We start from the raw sequence: 20,882 nt of genomic DNA, 5'->3' as shown, positions 1-20,882 counted from the left end.
CAGTGGTTCTACAATGAAGTCATAGAATGAAGGGGGTAACGAAATGAGTTTACTAGTCGCACGAAAGATTCATAAAAGTTACGGAAACAAGTTTATGAAACAGCACGTCTTAGAGGGCATCGACCTTTCCATCCAGCTTGGTGAGTTCGTCACGATCATGGGCGCGTCAGGATCGGGAAAAACGACGCTCCTCAATGTATTATCCTCCATCGACCGCGTCAGTCACGGGACGATTACGATCGACGGTCAGGAGATTACGAGTCAAAAAGATAAGCAGCTTGCGGAGTTTCGCAAGCATCATCTCGGCTTTATTTTTCAGGAGTACAATCTATTAGATACATTGACGGTCAAAGAGAACATCCTCCTCCCTCTATCGATTTCCAAAGTGTCCAAAAAAGAGGCCCAGGCGAAATTCGAATCGGTAGCGAAGGAACTAGGCATCGAAGACGTCCAAAATAAATACCCGAATGAGATTTCTGGTGGTCAGAAACAGCGCACCTCAGCCGCACGAGCATTCATCCACGAACCGAGCATCATTTTCGCCGATGAACCAACGGGGGCGCTCGATTCAAAATCTGCTTCCGACCTTTTAGATAAACTGAGTGATATGAACAGAAAGCGCGAGGCAACGATTGCGATGGTCACCCACGACCCTGTCGCCGCAAGCTACAGCAGCCGCGTCATCTTCATCAGAGATGGACAGATTTATACGCAGCTCAATAAAGGCGACCAGACGAGGCAGACGTTCTTGAAGGACATCATGAAGACCCAGGGTGTGCTTGGCGGTGTGCAGTATGAACATTAATCAGCTCATCTTGCGCAACTTGAAAAAGAACCTGAAAAACTACTACCTCTATGTATTTGCACTCATTTTCAGTGTCGCGTTGTATTTTTCGTTCGTCACCTTACAGTATGACCCCTCGATGAGTCAGGAAGGATCGATTAAAGGCGAAGCGGCTGTCAGGGTTGCATCCATTTTACTGATTGCTATCGTTGCCATCTTTTTGCTGTATGCCAATGCGTTGTTCATCAAAAGAAGAAGTAAGGAAATCGGCTTGTTCCAGCTGATCGGCATGACGAAAAACCGCATCGCACGCATTTTAGGCATCGAAAACTTGATCATTTATTTCGGGTCCCTGACCGTCGGAATTTTTATCGGCTTTGCGATTTCCAAGTTGATACTGATGAGCTTTTTCCGTGTGGTCGGGGTTGATGAAATCGCTGAGCTCAACTTTTCCACCCAGGCATTTTTCCAGACGCTGATCGTTTTCGCCGGGATCTATCACGTCATCATGGCTACGAACTATCTATTCATTCACAGACAGTCAATCCTTTCCCTTTTCCGTGTTACTTCAAGCGCTCAAGGAAAAGTGAAGAAGCTGTCGGTTTGGGAACATCTGATGGGCCTGCTCGGCATCGGATTGATTGCATCCGGATACTATTTGTCTTCCCAGCTGTTTGAAGGCAGCATTACGACGATCAACGGCTTTTACTTGGTCATGCTTTATATCCTAGGCTCAGTCATTGTCGGAACGTACTTTTTGTATAAAGGGTCGGTCCGCTTCGTTTCCAATTTGATCCGCAAAAATAAAAACGGCTATCTGAATATCAATGAAGTGCTTTCCCTGTCGTCCGTCATGTTCCGGATGAAGTCGAACGCCTTTTTGCTGACCGTGATTACGACAGTGTCCGCGCTTGCGATCAGCCTGCTTTCGCTTATGTATATTTCCTACTATTCGGCAGAAAAATTAGCCGAGACGACGGTACCAGATGATTTTGCCATCATTGAACCCGAAAAGGCGGATGGCTTTATGGACCGACTAGAAAAGGAAGGCATCGCCTATACAGAAAATCAAATCCCTGTATATGAAGCAGAATTCAACGTTAAAGACATCCTCGATGCGAATTTGGAAGAGTTGAACTTCAACACCGAAAAGACAACCTTCCCCGTCATCAGTGAAGTCCAGACAGACGGAATCGAACTCGATGAAGGAGAAATGAAGCTCACAGGCTATACGGATTTAATGCAGTCCTTCATCTCCCTTCATGATGGAGGGACGGCACAAATTTTATTGGACGGTAACTGGCGCGAACTGGAATATCAAGGGTTGGAAGAAGAGTATTTGCTCTCTTCCTATTACGTGGCAGGCGGTCTTCCGATCGGCGTCGTTGATAAAGCGTTGTTTGAAGAACTGAGCCAAAACTATAACCCTGAGATCCAGACAAAATCCAACCTTTATACAGGTGTAAACCTCGAAGATTCAAGTAAACAAGAGAAAGCTTACGAGATATTTGCTGATATGGGACTCGATGAAGGGAGAGACAACGGCTCCCAGTGGCACAGCGCCATGTCTCAAAAACAAAACATGGGGCTCGTCATGTTTATCGTCGGCTTCCTAGGCCTCACTTTCCTAATCACCTCCGGTTGTGTGCTTTACTTCAAGCAGATGGACGAAGGTGAAGACGAAAAAGGAAGTTATACGATTCTAAGAAAACTCGGCTTCACCCGCGGCGACCTCCTACGGGGAATTCAAGGAAAGCAGCTGTTTAATTTCGGCATTCCGCTACTGATCGGTCTCCTGCACAGCTACTTTGCCGTCCAATCGGGCTGGTTCTTTTTCGGCACCGAACTATGGACCCCGATGCTGATCGTCATGGGGCTCTACACCGCTTTCTATTCAATTTTCGGACTGCTGTCTGTTCTTTATTACAAAAAAATCATTAAAGAGGCGCTCTGATGAGTGCCTCTTTTCTATTCCGAAGGATGTTCTGGTATAGTAAAAGAACGAGGTGAAAACTATGGACGCAAAAACCATTTTTGAGACAGTGAAAAAACACAACCCCTCTGTTCTCGGACACGAACAGTTCCGTAAGTTCGCTGTCCTTTTACCGATTATCGAAAAAAACAATGAGCTTCATGTCGTTTTCGAAGTGCGTTCTCATCAGCTCAGAAGACAGCCCGGTGAGATTTGTTTCCCAGGTGGAAAAATTGATCCTGAGGACCCTTCTGCCAAACAGGCCGCCATCCGGGAGACGGAAGAGGAATTAGGCGTCAAGTCTGGACAGTTCACAGAAGTCCATCCGCTCGACTACCTGATTTCCCCCTTCGGCATGATCGTCTACACGTTTGCAGGGTATTTAGATGTGACCGAAGACGAACTCATCCGCAACCCCGATGAAGTCCGTGAAGTGTTTACGGTGCCGCTTTCCTTTTTCTTGGAAAATGGACCGCGCATCCACTACGTACATTTCGAAGCCCAGCCGGAAGCGAATTTTCCATTTGATTTGATTCCCGGCGGAGAAGAATACAACTGGCGGACGCGTCAGCTTGAGGAATATTTTTATATATACGGAGATAAAGTGATTTGGGGGATGACAGCAAGGATCGTTTCCCATTTTGTGGATGTCCTGAAAAAATAAAAAAGGTGCCTGCCTATGTTCTACAGAACATAGGCAGGCACCTTTTTTATCCATCCCATCATATCTTCAAAATCCTTGAAGCTTGAAATTCCCCTTACGAACGTCCTTTCATTTCCCTCTCCCTAGTTCAGCCCCTCATACTCTTCCTTGATTACACCAATAATCGTCCCGAGCGTCTGACCTTTGAAGTTGTCAGGCACAGACTTTCCTGTAGGATTAGCGTAATAAAGCGCTTCTTTCTCTTCACTATATTCAAAGCCTAAGGCGGTCAGGGCTACTTCCAATTGACGAGGATTCTCTTCCATTCCTGTCTGCTCCTTGAAGTAATCCGTTGGGTAAACCCACACGTCTACATCATCCACTCCTGTATGGACAACAAACAAATCGTTCTCATAATGGGAAATCCACTGTTCTTTTGAAAAAAGCGCAACGCCTGTACCTTCAAGCCCGGATATGCCTGCCAAATTGATGCCGAAGATAGCGTTGATCATCTTCCTTATTTCATCGCCGGACATTTTTCCGTCGAAGGCCTCCCAGTATAAGTCCATCACTTCTATCTTTTCCATGTTGGTGATGGCCCCATCACTAACCTCTTCATCAAGTGCTTGTCTCACCAACCCGAGAACTTCGTCAGAGTAGGTACTTGTCTGCTTGCCGGCACCAAGATCAGACACCGCCTCAAGGTCAATGCCATATACGTCATTGACGATGTCACGAATATCTTTCGGCTTCACTTTTTTGTAGTAACTCTCCAAGTAAAGATCCATCGCTTCCACTTTGCTCAAGGCATCAATCTTTTCTAAGGCATCTTTGAAAGGAAGCCATTCTTGCTCCTCTTTACACAACTGAATGTATAGTCGTATGGTCGCCTCTGCGGAATACTTCAAATCCTCCGTCAAATTCATCTCACTCTTCCAACTTTTCGCTTCCGCTTCGTCAGGTCCAACAGTACAAGCCCCAATGATGGCAAGAGACAATACTGTGATGATGATGGTCATCGATCCCTTCTTCTTTTTCTTAAACGAGTTGAACATTGTATACCCTCCATGAGTGTTTTGCTGCGGGTTCTCAATGTAGACGTCGGGATGTGACAGGATTCTCTGAAGGCACCGTCTACCGTTGCTCATATCTATGTTTACTATACCTGTTCTTGTCGAATAAAGGAAAGTGATAACTTAATTTTTTACAAACTCTTCAAGTTCCTCAATGGTAAAGTGACCGGCAACGGAAAATCCACGCCCCTTCCCATAAGGTTTTACGACAATAGTTCCCATACTAGGAATGGTGCCAAACGCAATACCTTTTGGAAAACTGTGGGCTATTATGAACCGGTTTGCTCCTTCAGGTGGTGGCTGTTCAAGAAAAGCAGAAAGACGTGTAAGGATAGCGGATTGCACGTATGGAGAAATCGGGGTGTTGAGCTGATAAACGTTGGACCAGAAGGGATCAATCAGCGTTTGTTCTGCACCGAACGCACGTATGGCGGATTCTTTCGCGCGGCAAAAGGGACTGGTGAAGACGGGGGAAGCGACAGGGATGTTCAACCGACGGATCGCGTGTCCGTACCTTTCTGCCTGAGTTCTCCCTTTTTCCGATAGGTTCCGCTGTGTCGAACAGTCTTGGAACGAAAAATCAGGCTGATCCACTCCGACATTCGCTTCTCCATGGCGGACATACAGTGTGTACCCTCCCTCTTGCAACTTTTCCAATAAGACTTGATCCATATGACACACCCCTTTTTCATTATTTTATTCTGAATAGATTTCGTCTGTGTGACAAAAAAGAATCCCCATAACATAACGGGGATTCTTAATCATTTTTCTTTTTTCTTTTTTTAAATAGAAATACGAGAAGAAAAAGAAGAAAAATTCCAGCAACCGCTGCGATGATTATGTTTTTTACGTTCGGCACGACCATCTCCACCATTACATTCGTTTCACCAGCTGTCCGGATGTCCCATTGCAATTCATCCCCATCCACACGATCGGCGTTGTGCGACTTCGGTTTTAGAGGAAGGTCGAGTGTAAACGTGAAATCAAGCTGATCCGCGACGAGAGATTGCATCCCGCCGATCACACCTGAATTCGAGAGGTCGAGCGCTGCTTCCACTTTGTACGTCGTTGTAAAAAGCCCACCTTCAGTCGTCATCTCGACAGGAATATTGCCAATCGCAGGCGCCACCCCTGCTTCAGTCATTCCGCCGGACACAGGGAGAATTTCCATCTCCTGCACATTCTCGAAGTTCTTTTTGGCCCGAAAACCAGTAAAACCATTCTCCTCATAGAATTCAACTTCGTAACCTTTTGACTCAAGCTCTCCAGAAACAGAGTTCATCATATTTTCAGCCCGGTCTCCGAAGCGATTCAGTGCCTCTTTTTCGACGCCTGCTGTAACCGTATGTTCGCCGCTTCCGTCTTTATTGATCTTCAGCTTGAGGTCCCCTTCCACGCAGGCGGTTAAAAGAGTTAACAAAAGGAGCAGCATAAAAACTTGTCCCGTCTTTCTCATGGGTTGGTCCCCTCCTTCATCTGATTTATATGTAAGAAATCATGCTTTCATTGATAAATCCTGAATTCAGCCGATAAATCCTACATTTAACTGATATATTCCCTGTTAAATTGATATATCCGCAAATTGATCGATATCACAACTGGATAAAAGCTATGCCATTTATTTTACCATGATATGGGAAGCATCACCTGCATGTTTACAAGCCTTGTGGAAAAGATAAATGCAGGAGGGATCAGCATGAACGATTTGACGATTGAAGAATTCAACCAGCAATTACAGCAGTGGCACGGCGAAAACATCCGCATCAAAAAACACGAACTACGGGATGAAGATACCATTACCATGAACCTTGACCACATATCTTATGAAACTCACACGCGCCGGCTCGATGAATACACACCGATGCACGCGCTCTACTTACATGGACAAGGACAGACAGAAACCGATGCGCAAAGCGCCCAGCCCCTGCCCTCAGCCTACTATGAAATTCCATTGGAGGATACGACACGGTATCAGTTCTTGAATGACCGCTTCACATTGGAGACTGCTCGGGGGACCTATACAATTGAAAAAGAATAAAGCAAAAAGGACGTCTTTTAGCGGAGGCGTCCTTTTTTAAGTTCTTATTTTGTATCCTAAAACTTAAACCCGATCACAACTAAATCGACAGCGTCCACGCCCGAACCATTTTCTGCTTCCGCTTTTATCCCAAGGCCCAGCCCCGGTACATTATAGGTACGGTTGAACCTTTCTCCCGGATACACCGTTATCTGATCAAGGGTTAAAAAACTGACCTGATTGACTTTCATAAGTAACTTGAACGTGACGGCTCCTTCTGAGACCACTCGGTTTCCTCCAGCCACCCGAATCGTATAAAAAGGGCTGACATCGATGCCCGCCGGATATTCTTCCGTCAAATCGACCGTTTGTCCTTCCTCGATGACCTGCCCGCCTGGTTCTGTAACGAAAAGAAGACGATTACCTGAAGTGATTCTGTGGGACATCCTCATTCCTCCCCCATTTACTCATAATTTATCCTATGTGAGCCCCCCTGGATGCGGAAGGTCTTAGAAACATATTTCAACAAAAGTTCCTATTTTCCAAATGGAGGAAATGAATTTCCTATAGAGAATGGTATAGAAGGGGACACACCAGGGACAACCTTCACGAATCCCGAAAACTTTATTATAAGGAGACAGGGAATGATTAATTTCAAAAAGTGGTTCGTCGTTTTTACTGCCTTTTTTCTCACCGTACCATCTGTCAGTTTGGCCGGGTCGATCAAGGATGGTTCCTCGGGTAACCCCGGCGAATGGTATGTCGGAACAACCCCTTCCTCCATTGCTGCCAACTCCCACCCCATCCTTTTTGTACATGGATTGAACAGCTCCTCTGACACTTGGTATGAAAATAATAATATGTATGCCACAGCCTATCAAAACGGCTACGAAACAGCTTTCATTGATCTCAATGCTGGAAAAAGCATGTGGGATAACGGAGCTCTTTTAGCTCAAAAAGTACAGGAGGTCTACAACTACTTCGGTGAAAAAGTCGTCGTCGTCGCTCATAGTAAAGGCGGTGTGGATACCCAGTCCGCCCTCGTTCATTACGGAGCAGATCCGTATATCGAACGTGTGATCACCTTATCCTCACCCCACCGCGGCTCAGAGCTTGCAGACCTCGCATACAGCAGCTGGGCGGGATGGCTTGCCGGCATCATAGGAAGTAAAAATGATGGCACATACTCGCTCCAAACCGGCTACATGGACTATTACCGCTCGGTAACAGACAGCCACGCTAATGTGTACAACACCCCTATTTACACAATGGGAGGAACGAAATGGGGAAGTTTTGGAAGCGCTTTATACTGGGGCGGTCTTTATTTGAGTGCCTATGGAAGCAATGACGGCGCCGTAACCGTCCAAAGCTCGCGCCTTCCTTACGCTGCTGAAATCAGTGTAGGTAGGTGGAACCATACGACAATCAAAGAAGGTTCCTCTACTTTCAACCTGTTCAAAAATTACTTAAATGAAGAAACGTTCTATTCAGCTTCTGCCGCAAGCTTCGAGACAGCTGCTGTGACGGAAAGTGCTGAGACACCAGCAGGCCACTACATCACAGGCGGGGAATACGCCGGGACACATAAGGAAAGTGTAGCGGTTGAAAAGGGCGTGGATTCCGTAACCTTTGATTGGATCAGTGACAAAAAAGATACCTCCTTGGCACTCGCATCACCGAGTAAAAAAACATATGCCGACTTTAAGGTGACGGCTGACGATACTGAATTTTTCAAAGGGGCCTACCACCACACCCTTACCATTGAAAAACCGGAAGCAGGGAAATGGACGCTCGAAACGAAAGCCTACCAAAAAGAACGCTATCTCTTGAACACGACTTTCGAAAGCCCAGTCGATGCCATGCTTAGTGGAGAAGTGGAAGGAAATCAAATGAAGGTGAAAGGAAACAAAAAACTGAACGTAAAAACCGATATGACTGTTGAGTACTATGATAAAAACGGGAAGTTGAAAGAGAAGAAATTGAAGGCGAAAAAGAATGGGAATGACTTTAAGATCCCAAGCCTTGGTGAAGGCGTCTACAACATGACCATCGACGTGGAAGGAACCTATGAAGGTACCCCACTCGAACGAACCCTCATCCAAACCGTTTACATCGATGACAAAGGCAAACTCCACGCACCATAAACAAAAAGACGGTCCCTTTGAAAAGGACCGTCTTTTCCCATATATTGGTGTACCAGGTCATACATTATATGGAAATCACGCACCCACCTAATCACTCTCATGAATAACTTTTCTTTTTTTATGGTCATCTCCTGATCCCACCGAGATGGGAATGGCTCTCCAATTTAAAGGAATGCGCTTCTTTTTAGTTAGAATGATTTCGAAACTGAAATGCCGTCCATTCTTTATTGCGGTGATTTGCAAACACCCATTCATCGATAATAACCTTACAACGACCTTCTGTATAAATAAAATGAATTTAACCATATTTTTACCCCTTACGTTCGTACTAATATTAATGTCCTTAAAATACTGAAACCACCATTTCCAAACCTGTTATAAATTCTTTCAAAGCCAGCTCAATGATTTAAGCTTAAACAGAGCTAAGCAGGTTCACTTGATAAACAGGTTGATAAAAATGGAGAACTCTATGCACGTCCGTATTCCCACAGTAAAGTGTTATACTGTTTTTAACTTCTAATTCAATCATAGCAGGAATAGAGAGAGATAAAGAGGCAAAGGTCATGCAGGTAAAATTCCGCTTTTGAGGAGATGAGAAGACCGTGAAGCTTGAGGAAACTTATATTCGTTTGCGTACACATTTTCATAACGTAGGAGAAGAAGAGCAAGTGGACGTCACCATGCAGCAGCTGGCGGATGATCTCTTTTACACACTAAGGAATTTAAGAATCATCATAAAAAAGATGGAAGAGGCGGGGTGGCTGACCTGGATCCCTGGACGCGGGCGCGGAAATCGTTCGTCCATCATCTTTCATCTGACAAAAGAAGAAGCGCAGCTTCAATTCTTCAAGAGTATGATTTTCGACGGCCGGGAAAATGAAGCGTTCATTCGCGTGGAAACAGAAGCCCCCTCAATCATGCTAGAGCTGACAGACTGGTACTACCATTCGAAATTTATTGTCTATTACGATCCGGCCATACAAAGACAGTTTATTAATATACGCGAACTTATCACCAAAGAAAACGTTGCTATTTACTGCAGCGCCATCAAAGAAAGCTTGGAGCACGCGACGGAAGGATTTACGATCCTTATTGATATGAACGGTGAAAAAATCAACACCCCTGATGTAGAAGGGGAAATGGAAGAACTCCGCTCCCTCGTCGTCTCTAAAAAACCTTCAGCTATCGCTCTCTACACACATGCTGAATACATGTATCCATACTTGAAACAGCGGATGGACGAAATGGGTCACAACAAAATCTTCCCCACCAAAAAAGAAGCCGAAGCTTACTTAGACGCATTCTAAGCGAGCTCCGGCTTCTTTTATGATTTTACATACCATAATATGGTGTACCAGGTCATACAGATAATGGAAATTTAAAACACTTTCCTCAAATCCCATTTTTTAAGGTTGAAGGTTGTTTTGTCTGATGCGGTGAACCGAATGCTTTCGTCGTTAGGTGCTGGGTAGAAGCGGGCGGTGAAGACATGTGCGCCACTGTTGACAAACACTTCTACAGACGACGTATCGATAAAGATGTGCATATCCTTTAACTCCGCAACTTCTGTCTGACGCTTCTCAACGACACCGTCCACGTAACTTTCACGTTCCAATGTAAAGATTCTCTGCCAACTGGAATAAACGAGACGTGCAGCTCCGCCCATCTCAAGCGCGAACCAACCTTCAGAAACATCGATATGCTCCAGCTTCAGCTCTACTGCTTTACCTTTGACCCCGTCCACTTCAAGTGTCTCGTGATCAAGCTCCACTTCTCGTTCCACCACATCACTGTCACGTAAACCTTCAAGCTCCGCTACTGGTGTTTGATAGACTCTTCCGTCTACAAGCTTTAGTTCGCGCGGCAACGTCATGTTGTGCAGCCACTGATGCTTCACAGTCGGGTGGTCTGGTTCATCCTGGTCCGGCACACTCATCCAACCGAACAAAATACGGCGGCCTTGCTCATCTTCCGTCGTCTGTGGTGCATAAAAGTCAAAGCCGTGATCCAGCTCATAAAAGTCACCATGCTCATAGGATCCATTCTGAGAGTCAAACGCCCCGACAACATAGCCCGCCTGATAGACGTTTTGATACTTCATCCCTTCAGGCTCCAGCCCCTGGGGTGAAAAAACAAGCACATCCTCGCCACCCAGCTCAAACAGATCCGGGCATTCGAACATATAACCGAACTCACTTAGCCGGCCTGCTCCCCCGCCAGCTAAGACGCCGACATGGGTCCACTCATGTAAATTCTCACTTCGAAGCAGTGCGACTGCTCCCTTCAAGTCTTCCGTCTGAGCACCGACCACCATAAAGTAAGAACCATCCTGCTCCCACACTTTCGGATCACGGAAGTGTGGCGTGTATCCTTCCGGCAGATGTACGACCGGTCCCTTTTTATCAAAATGAATGCCGTCATCTGAAACAGCAAGACATTGATACGACTCGCGATTGCCTTCCTCATCCTTCACGTTCCCTGTGTAAAAAGCATATAGCTCGCCATTATGTTCAATCGCAGAACCTGAATAGCAGCCATTTTTCTCAAACCACTCAGAGGGAGTAAGAGCAATATCTTCATGCGTCCAGTTGACGAGATCCTCGGACGAATAATGGCCCCAGAACTTCGCCCCATGCCCAGTTTTGAACGGCATCCATTGGTAAAACAGATGATAGGTCCCTTTCCACTGAATCCAGCCGTTCGGGTCATTCAAAAGGCCAATGGGTGGCATGATGTGATAGTGCAGCCGATAAGGATCTGCCTCTACAAGATCCCTGTATTTTCCAACTTCTTCAAACGCGGCCTGGCGTAATTCCTGATCTTTACTCATCAATTACTCGCCTGCCCCTTCAAGGTGTTTGACTACTTCATCTCGAGTCGGCAGTGCTGTCATGGCACCCTTCGTCGATGCAGCCAAAGCCCCGGATACACTTGCGAATTTCGCCATCTTCACCGCTTCCGAAAGCGTAATGGCAGTAATATCCCCTTCGTACTCATTCAAGGAGTACAACATGCCGGAAACAAACGCATCGCCTGCACCTGTCGTATCGACTGCTTTCACTTTCATCGCTGGCACATGCTGGATTCCCTCAGACGTGCACACATAGTTACCTTCTCCGCCCATCGTAATCAGGGTCAAAGGAATATCATAAGCTGCGAGTTTCTCAAGCCCACGCTCAATGTCCGCTTCGCCTGTGATGAACTCCAACTCTTCCTCCGATATTTTCAAAAGGTCTGCTTCTGAAAGCATCGACTGAATCGTTTCCCGCGCCTGTTCTTCGGAATCCCAAAGCATGAGACGTAAGTTCGGGTCATACGAGACGATCATCCCTTTTTCCTTCGCCAAAGCAACCGCATGGTGCGTCGCCTTTTTGACTGTCTCACCAATCATTGAAATCGAACCGAAATGAAGCACTTTATGGGTATCAAAATCTGACACGTCAATCTCTCCTGCTTCAAGGAACTGATCGGCACTCGGGTGGATGTAAAAGTCAAAGCTTCGTTCCCCGTCCTCGGCATTTGTTACAAAAACAACACCCGTCCTCACGTCCGGTGTGAGGAACATGCTGTGGGTCTGTACCCCGTAATCGGTGAGCGTTTTTTTCATAAAACGCCCGAGCACGTCATCGCCGACTTTTCCTAAAAATGTAGACTTGGCCCCAAGTCTTGCCACACCGACAGAAACGTTCGCCGGCGCCCCGCCTGGACTCTTTTGATAGTTCGTATTGTCTTGATCTAACGGGATAAAATCAATCAATGCTTCCCCGAGCGAAATGACACCTTTTTTCATTGTTCATCCTCCTCTAAAATCATAGATATCTTTATTATCTTCCATTAACCTATACAAAACAAATCCCTACCAGTCGAAAGACTAGTAAGGATTCGTCACTATTATTTCGTATCTTCATTCCATCCGAGTAGAAGCGTCGCAAGGATGGAACCACCAATCGCGATCAAGCAGCCGATTCCGTAGTTAATCGGATCCTGGGCAATTGCGAACATCGGTAAACCGGTCAGACCGATTCCGTTCGCCATCACTTTTGTGAACACAACATACGCGCCACCTAGTGCACCACCAATCGCTGCTCCGATGAACGGACGACGGTATTTCAAGTTGACACCGAAAATCGCAGGTTCCGTAATTCCAAGGAAAGCAGAGATTCCTGCTGGAAGAGCGATTTCTTTCGTTTTCTTGTTTTTCGTCTTGAAGAAGACCGCAATCGTCGCTCCACCTTGAGCAACGTTTGCCATCGCCCAAATTGGAAGCAAATAGTTACCACCGACGTTCAACAGTTCCGCTTCAATGGCGTGGAAACTGTGATGAACACCTGTCAGGACAATCGTGGAGTACAATCCACCGAAAATCAGACCGGCAATCGGGCCAGCCGTGTCATACACAACACCAAGCACGGAAGTCAATCCATTACCGAGCGTACGGCCAAGTGGTCCAACGACAAGCAAGGCAACAAACCCTGTGAAAATAACCGTCAAGAACGGCGTGAGCAATAGATCGATCGCATTCGGAACAACTTTACGGAAGGCTTGTTCCATTTTCGCCATCACATAAACCGTCAATAGAACAGGGATAACTGTTCCCTGATATCCAAGCATTTCGACACCAAAGCCTAAGAAATCAAGCGTTTCCGGCTGTGCATCAGAAAGTCCCCATGGGTTCAAAAGATTCGGGTGGGTCATAATTCCACCGATAACGGCACCTAAATATGTGTTCCCTCCGAATTCCTTCGCGGCACTAAAACCAATCAAGATCGGCAGAATGATGAAGGAGGCAGATGAGAACATATCAAGCATGACGAACATTCCGCTTTCTGGATCGACCCAGTTGTACGTGTTCATCAGGCCGAGAAGTCCCATCAGCATACCTGCAGCAACGATCGCTGGGATGATTGGCACGAAAATGTTCGATAGCGTCCGGGCAAAACGCGCCAGTGGGTTCATTTTACTTTTCGCCGCATCCTTGTGAGAAGCGGATTTGTCATTTTCTTCCTCTTCTGCTGAAGCTCCGACCATTGGGCCGAAGTGGGTGAAAACTTTGTTGACGGTTCCTGTTCCGAAAATAATCTGGAACTGACCCGAACTTGAGAATGCTCCTTTAACGCCATCGAGTTCTTCAATAGCTGCTTTATCGATTTGACTCTCATCATCAATAACGAGACGTAAACGTGTGGCACAGTGAGTGGCACTGACAACATTATCCTTGCCGCCGAGCAATGGAACCAATTGTTCAGCTACTTCTTTATGATTCATGATGTTTCCTCCTTGTTATTTTTTAGGAAATAAAAAAGACCTAAAACGCGCACAGTATGGATAGGTCATTCGCATACACGAGTCACCTAGCCAACTCTACACATTTTAGGTCTTGCCTGCTTTACCAGTAACAATCCTGCAATATTCAACTTTGAACAATTTCATTTTAACCAATGAAAACGCTATCGTCAATCCCTTTATAAAATTAATTTACGTTTAACAGACGCTGGATATGCAAAGCGATGTAGGCGATTTCAGAATCTGGAAAATCAACGCCGTATTCTTCCTTCAAGTAGCGGGCTACTCTCTCGGACGTCTCATAAGCTTCCCTATATTTCGTTTGAATCAGCTCCAGCATATCTTCATCAATCGGTTCGAAGTTGCTGCCCTCTTCCACACGATTCAACGCAAAGCGGAGATGGGTAATCAAGCGTTGGTAGTTGATGCTCGTTTCTTCAATGGTAAGCCCAACAATCGCTTCGACCTGCTCAACAAAATCACGCAAAATGGTCGCCGTCTGCAACGATTCGCTCATCGACGGCGTGTCCATTTTAGCGGTATGAACGTGAAGCGCGATGTGAGCGACCTCATCCATCGGGACCTCGACACCAAGCTCACGTTTGATCTCTTCTTTTGCCCACATCCCTACTTCGAATTCCTTCTTGTATAGGAACTTGATTTCATTCGTCAACTTGTTTTGAATCGGGAACCCTTGCTCCAGGCGTTCCAATGCAAAAGATAAGTGGTCAGTAAGCGCAATATGAATATGATCGTTTAACGGCGCTTCCAAATACCCTTCCGCATGACTAATGATTCGTTCTGCAACTTCTATATGCTTTTCCGGTAAAGTGGATAAAAGCTGTTGGAATTTTTCTGAAGACTGATCACGTAAGAGGAATATCTTTTCGATTTTATGTTTCGGCACAATATCGTTCCGCTTCTTTTGAAAAGCGATGCCTTTCCCCATAACAATCTTCTCCTGGGGACCATCATAGACAACGACTGCATTATTGTTCAGGATTCTAAAAATGCGCATAGTAAGCTCCTCCGCTCGAATGGTTACTCCTTCAATATTACCACGAAGAGAGTCTTCTATGACAATGGTATGGGCGGTTAGAGCAAAGAGGAAACATTAAGAGAGGGAGGAAGGGGTGGTCTTATCCAAAATCATACGTTCGATTTGCAGGGCAATGGAGAGAACATGCACAAATCCCTCGAGCACAGGGGATGCTTCCATATGCTTTTCATAATGGTACATGAGCGGACGGGCCAATTCTTTACTTACTTCTGGATCAAAATAATAGAAACCGGTCACCGGAAAATAGAGAGCATTACCCACTGGAATGAGTGTCCCCACGGCTATGCTGCCTTTTTCAGGCTCCTTCACCCTTCTATCAATCATGACCACCTCTACCGTTTCTTCTGTCTCCATGTCCACAGCAACGAAGGCGTTTGCTCCGAATTTGTGGCCAATATAGTAGAATTTCGGTGCGGCTTTCTCCCATTCTTCAAGCCATGCTTTCATCAAAGGGGTTTGCTTGAGATCTTGCTTATATTCCATACAAAAATCCTCCACAAAGCTTACGTTCTCAATTTCAGAAACATCATATAGGACGCGCCACCAAAACAAATTCAACTCAAGCGCGAGGCGTTTGTCTTCCGGGGGATCGTGATCCTCCACGAACTCCATCAACAGCGGCCGATACACTTCCCCGACTCTTTGTACAATAAAAGAAACGAAGTCATTGTAAGTCTCAGGCAAGAACGTGTCCATGACTTCCTCCGACAGTGGTTGGCCATGACGAAAAGGGGTTGTCTGTTCGGAAGGCTGCGCAAAAGCCACTATGTTCTTCTTGTTATCAGTCATTCTCATCCTCCTCTTTTTGAATGCTTATGTACTATTCGACACCATCCGCCATTCCCCTTTACTTCCCTCACAACCTTTACAAAACCCGAACAAAAGAAACTGAACCTTTACATGAATTTATTTCCTCAATATGATTCTATAATAAATGAAAATCGGGAAGGCTAATTACTAAACCCTTTCCATATTTCTTGTTACACTAGAAAACGTGAGAAATTTTTGTATAATCATTCTCATTCAGTCAGCTGAGAATTAATTTTCGACAGATTTTTGTCATTGTTGACAAAAAGTCGATTTTATATAATAATAGCTACTGAATTAGAATTATTATAAAAAGCTGCAACATTCCAGCAGCTAATCAAACATACTTTACAGGAGGAATTCTACTATGGCTCTAATCGGTAAAGAAGTACAACCATTCCAGGCGAAAGCATTCAAAAACGGTGATTTCGTTGACGTATCAGAACAAAACTTCAAAGGACAGTGGAGCGTTGTTTGCTTCTACCCAGCAGACTTCTCTTTCGTTTGCCCGACAGAACTTGAAGATCTACAAAACAACTACGATGCACTGAAAGAACTAGGTGCTGAAGTTTACTCTGTTTCTACAGATACTCACTTCGTACACAAAGGCTGGCACGATGCTTCTGAAAAAATCAACAAAATCACTTACGCAATGATCGGTGACCCATCTCAGCAGATCTCCCGTCAATTCGACGTACTGAACGAAGAAGATGGACTAGCTGAGCGCGGTACATTCATCATCGATCCAGACGGCGTTATCCAAACAGTAGAAATCAATGCTGGCGGAATCGGCCGTGACGCAAGCAGCCTTATCGGAAAAATCAAAGCTGCTCAATACGTACGCAACAATCCTGGTGAAGTTTGCCCAGCAAAATGGGAAGAAGGCGAAGATACACTAACACCAAGCCTTGACCTAGTCGGCAAAATTTAAGGAGTGGAATATAAATGGTTCTCGATGCACAAATAAAAGCACAATTAGAAGAGTATCTAAAGCTTTTAGAAGGTGACATCGAACTGAAAGTCAGCACGGGAGACGATAAAGTCTCCCGTGACATGCTGGCTCTCACGGATGAGCTTGCATCCATGTCACCGAAAATCACAGTACAAAACACAGAAATGAAACGCACACCAAGCTTCAGCGTGAACCGCCCGCAAGAAGAAACAGGTGTTACGTTTGCCGGTGTTCCGCTTGGTCATGAATTCACGTCCTTGGTTCTTGCTTTGCTGCAAGTGAGTGGTAGAGCTCCGAAAATCGACGATACGATGATCGACCAAATTAAAAACATCTCCGGAGAGTTTCATTTTGAAACGTTTGTCAGCTTAAGCTGCCACAACTGCCCGGATGTTGTTCAGGCCCTGAATATCATGAGCGTGCTGAACCCGAATATTACGCACACGATGATTGACGGTGCGGCGTTTAAGGAAGAAGCGGAAGAGAAAAACATCATGGCCGTTCCTTCTGTACACCTTAACGGAGAATTCTTCAGTGGTGGACGCACGACGCTTGAAGAAATCGTAGCGAAAATCAGTGAAGGTCCATCTCCAGAGGAATTCACAAACCGTGAGCCTTACGAAGTTCTTGTCATCGGTGGTGGCCCTGCAGGCGCAAGTGCAGCCATCTATTCTGCACGTAAAGGCATTCGTACCGGAATCGTCGCTGAACGTTTCGGCGGGCAAGTCCTTGATACGATGACGATTGAAAACTTCATCAGCGTGAAGAGCACAGAAGGACCGAAGTTCGCCGCAAGCCTCGAAGAACACGTCAAAGATTATGAGATCGATATCATGAACCTTCAACGTGCGAAAAGCTTGCAGAAGAACGATGATAACATGTTCGAACTTGAACTCGAAAACGGCGGAGTACTGAAAAGTAAAACCGTCATCATCTCCACAGGTGCACGCTGGCGTCAACTCGGCGTACCTGGTGAAGACGAGTACAAGAACAAAGGTGTTGCTTACTGCCCACACTGTGACGGACCATTGTTTGAAGGCAAAGACGTAGCCGTCATCGGTGGCGGTAACTCTGGTGTCGAAGCAGCGATTGACCTTGCCGGTATCGTACAAAACGTAACTGTGCTTGAATTCGCAGACACACTGAAAGCAGATGAAGTCTTACAAGAACGCTTGAACAGTCTCCCTAATGCTGAAGTGAAAACGAATGCTCAAACCAAAGAAATCACCGGCGATGATAATGTGAATGGAATCACATACATCGATCGTGAATCTGGTGAAGAACAGCACATCGACCTTGAAGGTGTATTCGTCCAAATTGGACTTGTACCGAACACCGAATGGATGGATGAATCGGTTGAAATGAACCGCATCGGTGAAATCATCACAAACAAACACGGCGCAACAAACGTGCCAGGATTGTTTGCTGCGGGTGACGTAACTGACAGCCCACACAACCAAATCATCATCTCTATGGGTGATGGTGCGAACGCGGCGCTGGGTGCGTTTGATTACTTGATTCGTAACTAATGACCTTTATACCAAAGAAGAGCGACAATGGTCGCTCTTCTTTTTTATTGTCAACATGAGCTAGACGGAAGTTACTCATATAAGAAGGTGTCATGAGGAGTAAAAATAGGTACATGAAAAGATCAAAAAAGAGGAAACCACTAACGGCTTCCTCCTTTTTACTGATTAAATTGGCAGAGGAGCAAGCGGCGAAACAAAGCCTCTCTCCACAAGTTCATCCCAAAACGCTTTCGGAATCTTCCGCTGAATCATCTCCAAATCTTCCTTAATACGATCCGGACGAGTCGAGCCGGGAATGACCGACTTTACGGCTGGATGGGCCGTTGAAAATTGGAGTGCAGCTGCTTTTAACGGCACATCGTACTTGTCGCCAATCTCCTTCAATTGATTTACTCTTCCAATGATATCTGCGCCGGCTTTTTCATAGTTGTAGTGATCTCCACCAAACAAGACACCAGAGTTATAAGGACTGCCGACAACGATGTCTACATCCTTCTCTTCTGCCATCGTCATCATGCGCTGTAACGCGCGGTCATGCTGGAGGAGTGTATATTGCGTTGCGGATAAACAGACATCCGGCCTTGTTTCCTCAAGCTCCATCGCAAGTTCAATCGGTTCTGTCGTGTTAACGCCAAGGCCCCACGAACGGATGACTCCTTCTTCCCGAAGACGTGACAATACACGGAAAGCTCCGGTTCTCGCTTCTTCAAATTTAGCCACCCATTCATCTCCGTGGAAATCAGGAGAAACGTCATGCACGAAGACCATGTCTAAACGATCGGTTTGCAGTCGTTCAAGGCTCTGCTCGATCGACCGTTTCGTTGCGTCTTCCGTGTAATCGGTAATGACTTTATTGTTCCGGCCATGTTCAAAAAGCCCTTCGTTCTCTTCTGTCTCATCCGTCATATAACGACCGACTTTTGTGCTTAATACATAGTCATCACGGTTATACTTCGATAACACGTCACCGACACGCATCTCCGCTAAACCGGCTCCATAAAAAGGTGCAGTGTCAAAATAGCGGACGCCCTGATCCCAGGCGGTTTGTATCGTTTCACGGGCTTCTTCTTCCGGGACATCCCTGAACATATTTCCTAAAGGGGCTGTGCCAAGTCCTACTTTATGTTTCAATGCATCCTGCAGTGATTTCATGTGTTCATTCCTCCTTTTAAAAAGAACCTATAGTTGTATAACCAACTATAAGAAAAATGAAACATTCCTTCCAAGGAGATTAAGTCTACATCAGCCCTCCTGCCACACTTCTTCTGCAATCCTGACAACATGGTCGATTTTCTTCCACTGCTGTTCTTCTGTGATTTCATTACCTTCTTCTGTTGATGCAAATCCACATTGAGGACTCAAACACAGCTGGCTCAAAGGTACATAATCTGAAGCTTCAAGAATACGAGCCTTCACGCGCTCTGGATCCTCCAACTCTCCATACTTTGATGTAATTAAACCAAGAACGATGGATAAGTCTTGGCGGTTCATATGACGAAGGGGCTCAAATCCGCCGGAGCGCTCATCGTCAAACTCAAGGAACAAACCATCAACATCCAAGCCACCAAAAATTGTTTCCGATACCGCTTCATAGCTTCCACTCGTCATAAAGGTCGAACGGAAATTGCCTCGACAAATATGCATGGTAATAAGCAGATCATCCGGTCTGTTGGCAATCGACTCATTGATGGCACGTGCACACAGCTCGGCCACTTCCTCAGGGTTTTGGCCTTTCTTTTTCATTGAAGCACGTCCTTCTTCTGAGAAAAACGTCGCCCATGACGTATCATCAAACTGTAGGTAGCGGCAGCCTTCCTCATAAATTTTGTTTATGAATCCTCGATAAGCCACCACTAAATCATTGACGAGTTCTTCATCGTCATCATAAATGCCTTCCGACCGATCCGCACGGAATAAGAGCATGTTCGGACTCGGGATTGTCAATTTGGCAACAGCATCACCGGCAATGCTTTTTAAAAAACGGAAATGTTCGACCATCTCATGATCACTGAAACCTACCTGTCCTGTAATTTTAATTCCACGGGCTTTCGTTTCCACTCCTTTGAATTTCAGACCTTTTTCAGGTTCATAACCTTCTACCCCATCGAGGCCTTCGAGGAAATCAAAATGCCACCAGCTGCGGCGGAAATCGCCATCCGTGACAGCTTTCAATCCTGCTTCTTTTTGTTTTTCTACTAATTTTACAATCTCTTCATCTTCCACTTGACGCAATTCCTCTTCCGTTATTTCTCCCTCTGCCTGTTGGATACGTGCTGCTTTTAATCGTTCTGGCCGTAGGAAGCTTCCTACATGGTCTCCTTTAAATGGTGTTCTCTTCACATTCTTTTCGGTTGTTACAGACATTTATAACCCTTCTTTCTTTCATAGTTTGTGCGCTCCAATAAGAAAAGCCCCTCTTCTAAATAAGAAGAGGGGCTAAGTAACCGCCGAACGATTCCCTTCTTATCTGCAAGCTGAACGCTTCTGGAATTAGCACAGTACTTTCTATAAGTCTGCTGCTAAGGTATCAACGGGCCAGTCCCTCCACCTTTCTGGATAAGAAACATGATTGAATTGTTAAAGATTACTATACAGGACTTCAATTGAAATTGACAACC

19 protein-coding genes and 1 riboswitch are annotated in these 20,882 nt (G+C 45.6%); of the genes, 8 read left to right on the top strand and 11 right to left on the bottom strand.

The annotated features are described in order from the left end of the window. Nucleotides 1-43 precede the first annotated feature (43 nt). The 3 genes from DYE48_RS07285 to DYE48_RS07275 all read left to right on the top strand — a co-directional run bounded on the left by DYE48_RS07285 (nucleotide 44) and on the right by DYE48_RS07275 (nucleotide 3,420). On the top strand, nucleotides 44-805 hold the full coding sequence (locus tag DYE48_RS07285) for an ABC transporter ATP-binding protein (RefSeq protein WP_115823052.1): 762 nt from the start codon (nucleotides 44-46) through the stop codon (nucleotides 803-805). Continuing rightward, nucleotides 795-2,738 carry an ABC transporter permease gene (locus DYE48_RS07280; RefSeq protein WP_115823051.1) on the top strand — a complete coding sequence of 648 codons (1,944 nt, stop codon included), beginning with the start codon at nucleotides 795-797 and terminating at the stop codon, nucleotides 2,736-2,738. Before DYE48_RS07285 ends, DYE48_RS07280 begins: the two co-directional genes overlap by 11 nt. Before the next feature lie 61 nt (nucleotides 2,739-2,799). After that, nucleotides 2,800-3,420, top strand: a complete 621-nt coding sequence (locus tag DYE48_RS07275; RefSeq protein WP_115823050.1) for an NUDIX hydrolase — start codon at nucleotides 2,800-2,802, stop codon at nucleotides 3,418-3,420. A 122-nt stretch (nucleotides 3,421-3,542) separates the two neighbouring features. On the opposite strand, the gene DYE48_RS07270 is transcribed toward DYE48_RS07275, so the two are convergent. The 3 genes from DYE48_RS07270 to DYE48_RS07260 form a co-directional block, all read right to left on the bottom strand. Next, nucleotides 3,543-4,454 (bottom strand): hypothetical protein, encoded by a 912-nt coding sequence (locus DYE48_RS07270; RefSeq protein ID WP_115823049.1) that lies wholly within the window; start codon nucleotides 4,452-4,454, stop codon nucleotides 3,543-3,545. 141 nt (nucleotides 4,455-4,595) lie between these two features. Further along, nucleotides 4,596-5,144 carry a histidine phosphatase family protein gene (locus tag DYE48_RS07265; RefSeq protein WP_115823048.1) on the bottom strand — a complete coding sequence of 183 codons (549 nt, stop codon included), beginning with the start codon at nucleotides 5,142-5,144 and terminating at the stop codon, nucleotides 4,596-4,598. An 85-nt stretch (nucleotides 5,145-5,229) separates the two neighbouring features. Further along, nucleotides 5,230-5,928, bottom strand: coding sequence for an LppM family (lipo)protein (locus DYE48_RS07260; RefSeq protein WP_115823047.1), 699 nt, complete (start codon nucleotides 5,926-5,928; stop codon nucleotides 5,230-5,232). Nucleotides 5,929-6,168: 240 nt separating this feature from the next. Here DYE48_RS07260 and ymzB point away from each other — a divergent pair, with 240 nt between their 5' ends. Then, entirely contained in the window at nucleotides 6,169-6,510 is a 342-nt protein-coding gene (gene ymzB, locus DYE48_RS07255; protein ID WP_167355967.1) for a protein YmzB, read from the top strand. A 56-nt stretch (nucleotides 6,511-6,566) separates the two neighbouring features. Here ymzB and DYE48_RS07250 read toward each other — a convergent pair whose 3' ends face one another. After that, nucleotides 6,567-6,935 (bottom strand): hypothetical protein, encoded by a 369-nt coding sequence (locus DYE48_RS07250; protein ID WP_089650642.1) that lies wholly within the window; start codon nucleotides 6,933-6,935, stop codon nucleotides 6,567-6,569. Between the two features lie 198 nt (nucleotides 6,936-7,133). On the opposite strand from DYE48_RS07250, the gene DYE48_RS07245 reads away from it, so the two are divergent. Then, a complete protein-coding gene (locus tag DYE48_RS07245; protein WP_208639641.1) occupies nucleotides 7,134-8,633 on the top strand; it encodes an esterase/lipase family protein in 1,500 nt (499 codons plus the stop codon). A 602-nt stretch (nucleotides 8,634-9,235) separates the two neighbouring features. Continuing rightward, nucleotides 9,236-9,940 carry an SgrR family transcriptional regulator gene (locus DYE48_RS07235; RefSeq protein WP_115823045.1) on the top strand — a complete coding sequence of 235 codons (705 nt, stop codon included), beginning with the start codon at nucleotides 9,236-9,238 and terminating at the stop codon, nucleotides 9,938-9,940. Between the two features lie 71 nt (nucleotides 9,941-10,011). Here DYE48_RS07235 and DYE48_RS07230 read toward each other — a convergent pair whose 3' ends face one another. From DYE48_RS07230 to DYE48_RS07210, 5 genes are all read right to left on the bottom strand, one after another. Then, nucleotides 10,012-11,463 carry a glycoside hydrolase family 32 protein gene (locus tag DYE48_RS07230; protein ID WP_115823164.1) on the bottom strand — a complete coding sequence of 484 codons (1,452 nt, stop codon included), beginning with the start codon at nucleotides 11,461-11,463 and terminating at the stop codon, nucleotides 10,012-10,014. Between the two features lie 3 nt (nucleotides 11,464-11,466). Then, the gene (locus DYE48_RS07225; protein WP_089650645.1) at nucleotides 11,467-12,423 is read right to left on the bottom strand and encodes an aminoimidazole riboside kinase; all 957 of its coding nucleotides are present in this window, start codon (nucleotides 12,421-12,423) and stop codon (nucleotides 11,467-11,469) included. A gap of 101 nt (nucleotides 12,424-12,524) precedes the next feature. Then, nucleotides 12,525-13,898 carry a sucrose-specific PTS transporter subunit IIBC gene (locus tag DYE48_RS07220; protein WP_115823044.1) on the bottom strand — a complete coding sequence of 458 codons (1,374 nt, stop codon included), beginning with the start codon at nucleotides 13,896-13,898 and terminating at the stop codon, nucleotides 12,525-12,527. A 205-nt stretch (nucleotides 13,899-14,103) separates the two neighbouring features. Next, nucleotides 14,104-14,934: a PRD domain-containing protein gene (locus DYE48_RS07215; RefSeq protein ID WP_115823043.1), complete on the bottom strand. Its 831-nt coding sequence runs from the start codon at nucleotides 14,932-14,934 to the stop codon at nucleotides 14,104-14,106. 96 nt (nucleotides 14,935-15,030) lie between these two features. Then, nucleotides 15,031-15,765, bottom strand: coding sequence for a hypothetical protein (locus tag DYE48_RS07210; protein WP_115823042.1), 735 nt, complete (start codon nucleotides 15,763-15,765; stop codon nucleotides 15,031-15,033). A gap of 385 nt (nucleotides 15,766-16,150) precedes the next feature. Here DYE48_RS07210 and ahpC point away from each other — a divergent pair, with 385 nt between their 5' ends. Together ahpC and ahpF are read left to right on the top strand one after the other, a co-directional pair. Further along, nucleotides 16,151-16,714, top strand: coding sequence for an alkyl hydroperoxide reductase subunit C (ahpC, locus tag DYE48_RS07205; protein WP_089650649.1), 564 nt, complete (start codon nucleotides 16,151-16,153; stop codon nucleotides 16,712-16,714). A 14-nt stretch (nucleotides 16,715-16,728) separates the two neighbouring features. Beyond that, nucleotides 16,729-18,264, top strand: coding sequence for an alkyl hydroperoxide reductase subunit F (gene ahpF / locus DYE48_RS07200; RefSeq protein ID WP_115823041.1), 1,536 nt, complete (start codon nucleotides 16,729-16,731; stop codon nucleotides 18,262-18,264). A gap of 165 nt (nucleotides 18,265-18,429) precedes the next feature. On the opposite strand, the gene DYE48_RS07195 is transcribed toward ahpF, so the two are convergent. After that, entirely contained in the window at nucleotides 18,430-19,416 is a 987-nt protein-coding gene (locus tag DYE48_RS07195) for an aldo/keto reductase (RefSeq protein WP_115823040.1), read from the bottom strand. Between the two features lie 90 nt (nucleotides 19,417-19,506). Further along, nucleotides 19,507-20,628 carry a 5-methyltetrahydropteroyltriglutamate--homocysteine S-methyltransferase gene (locus DYE48_RS07190; protein WP_115823039.1) on the bottom strand — a complete coding sequence of 374 codons (1,122 nt, stop codon included), beginning with the start codon at nucleotides 20,626-20,628 and terminating at the stop codon, nucleotides 19,507-19,509. 96 nt (nucleotides 20,629-20,724) lie between these two features. Next, a riboswitch (SAM riboswitch) is annotated at nucleotides 20,725-20,827 on the bottom strand. Nucleotides 20,828-20,882: the final 55 nt, after the last annotated feature.

This window comes from Halobacillus trueperi (genome assembly GCF_003386945.1).
Lineage (GTDB): Bacteria > Bacillota > Bacilli > Bacillales > Halobacillaceae > Halobacillus > Halobacillus aidingensis.
This window is presented reverse-complemented; position numbering and strand designations above follow the sequence as displayed.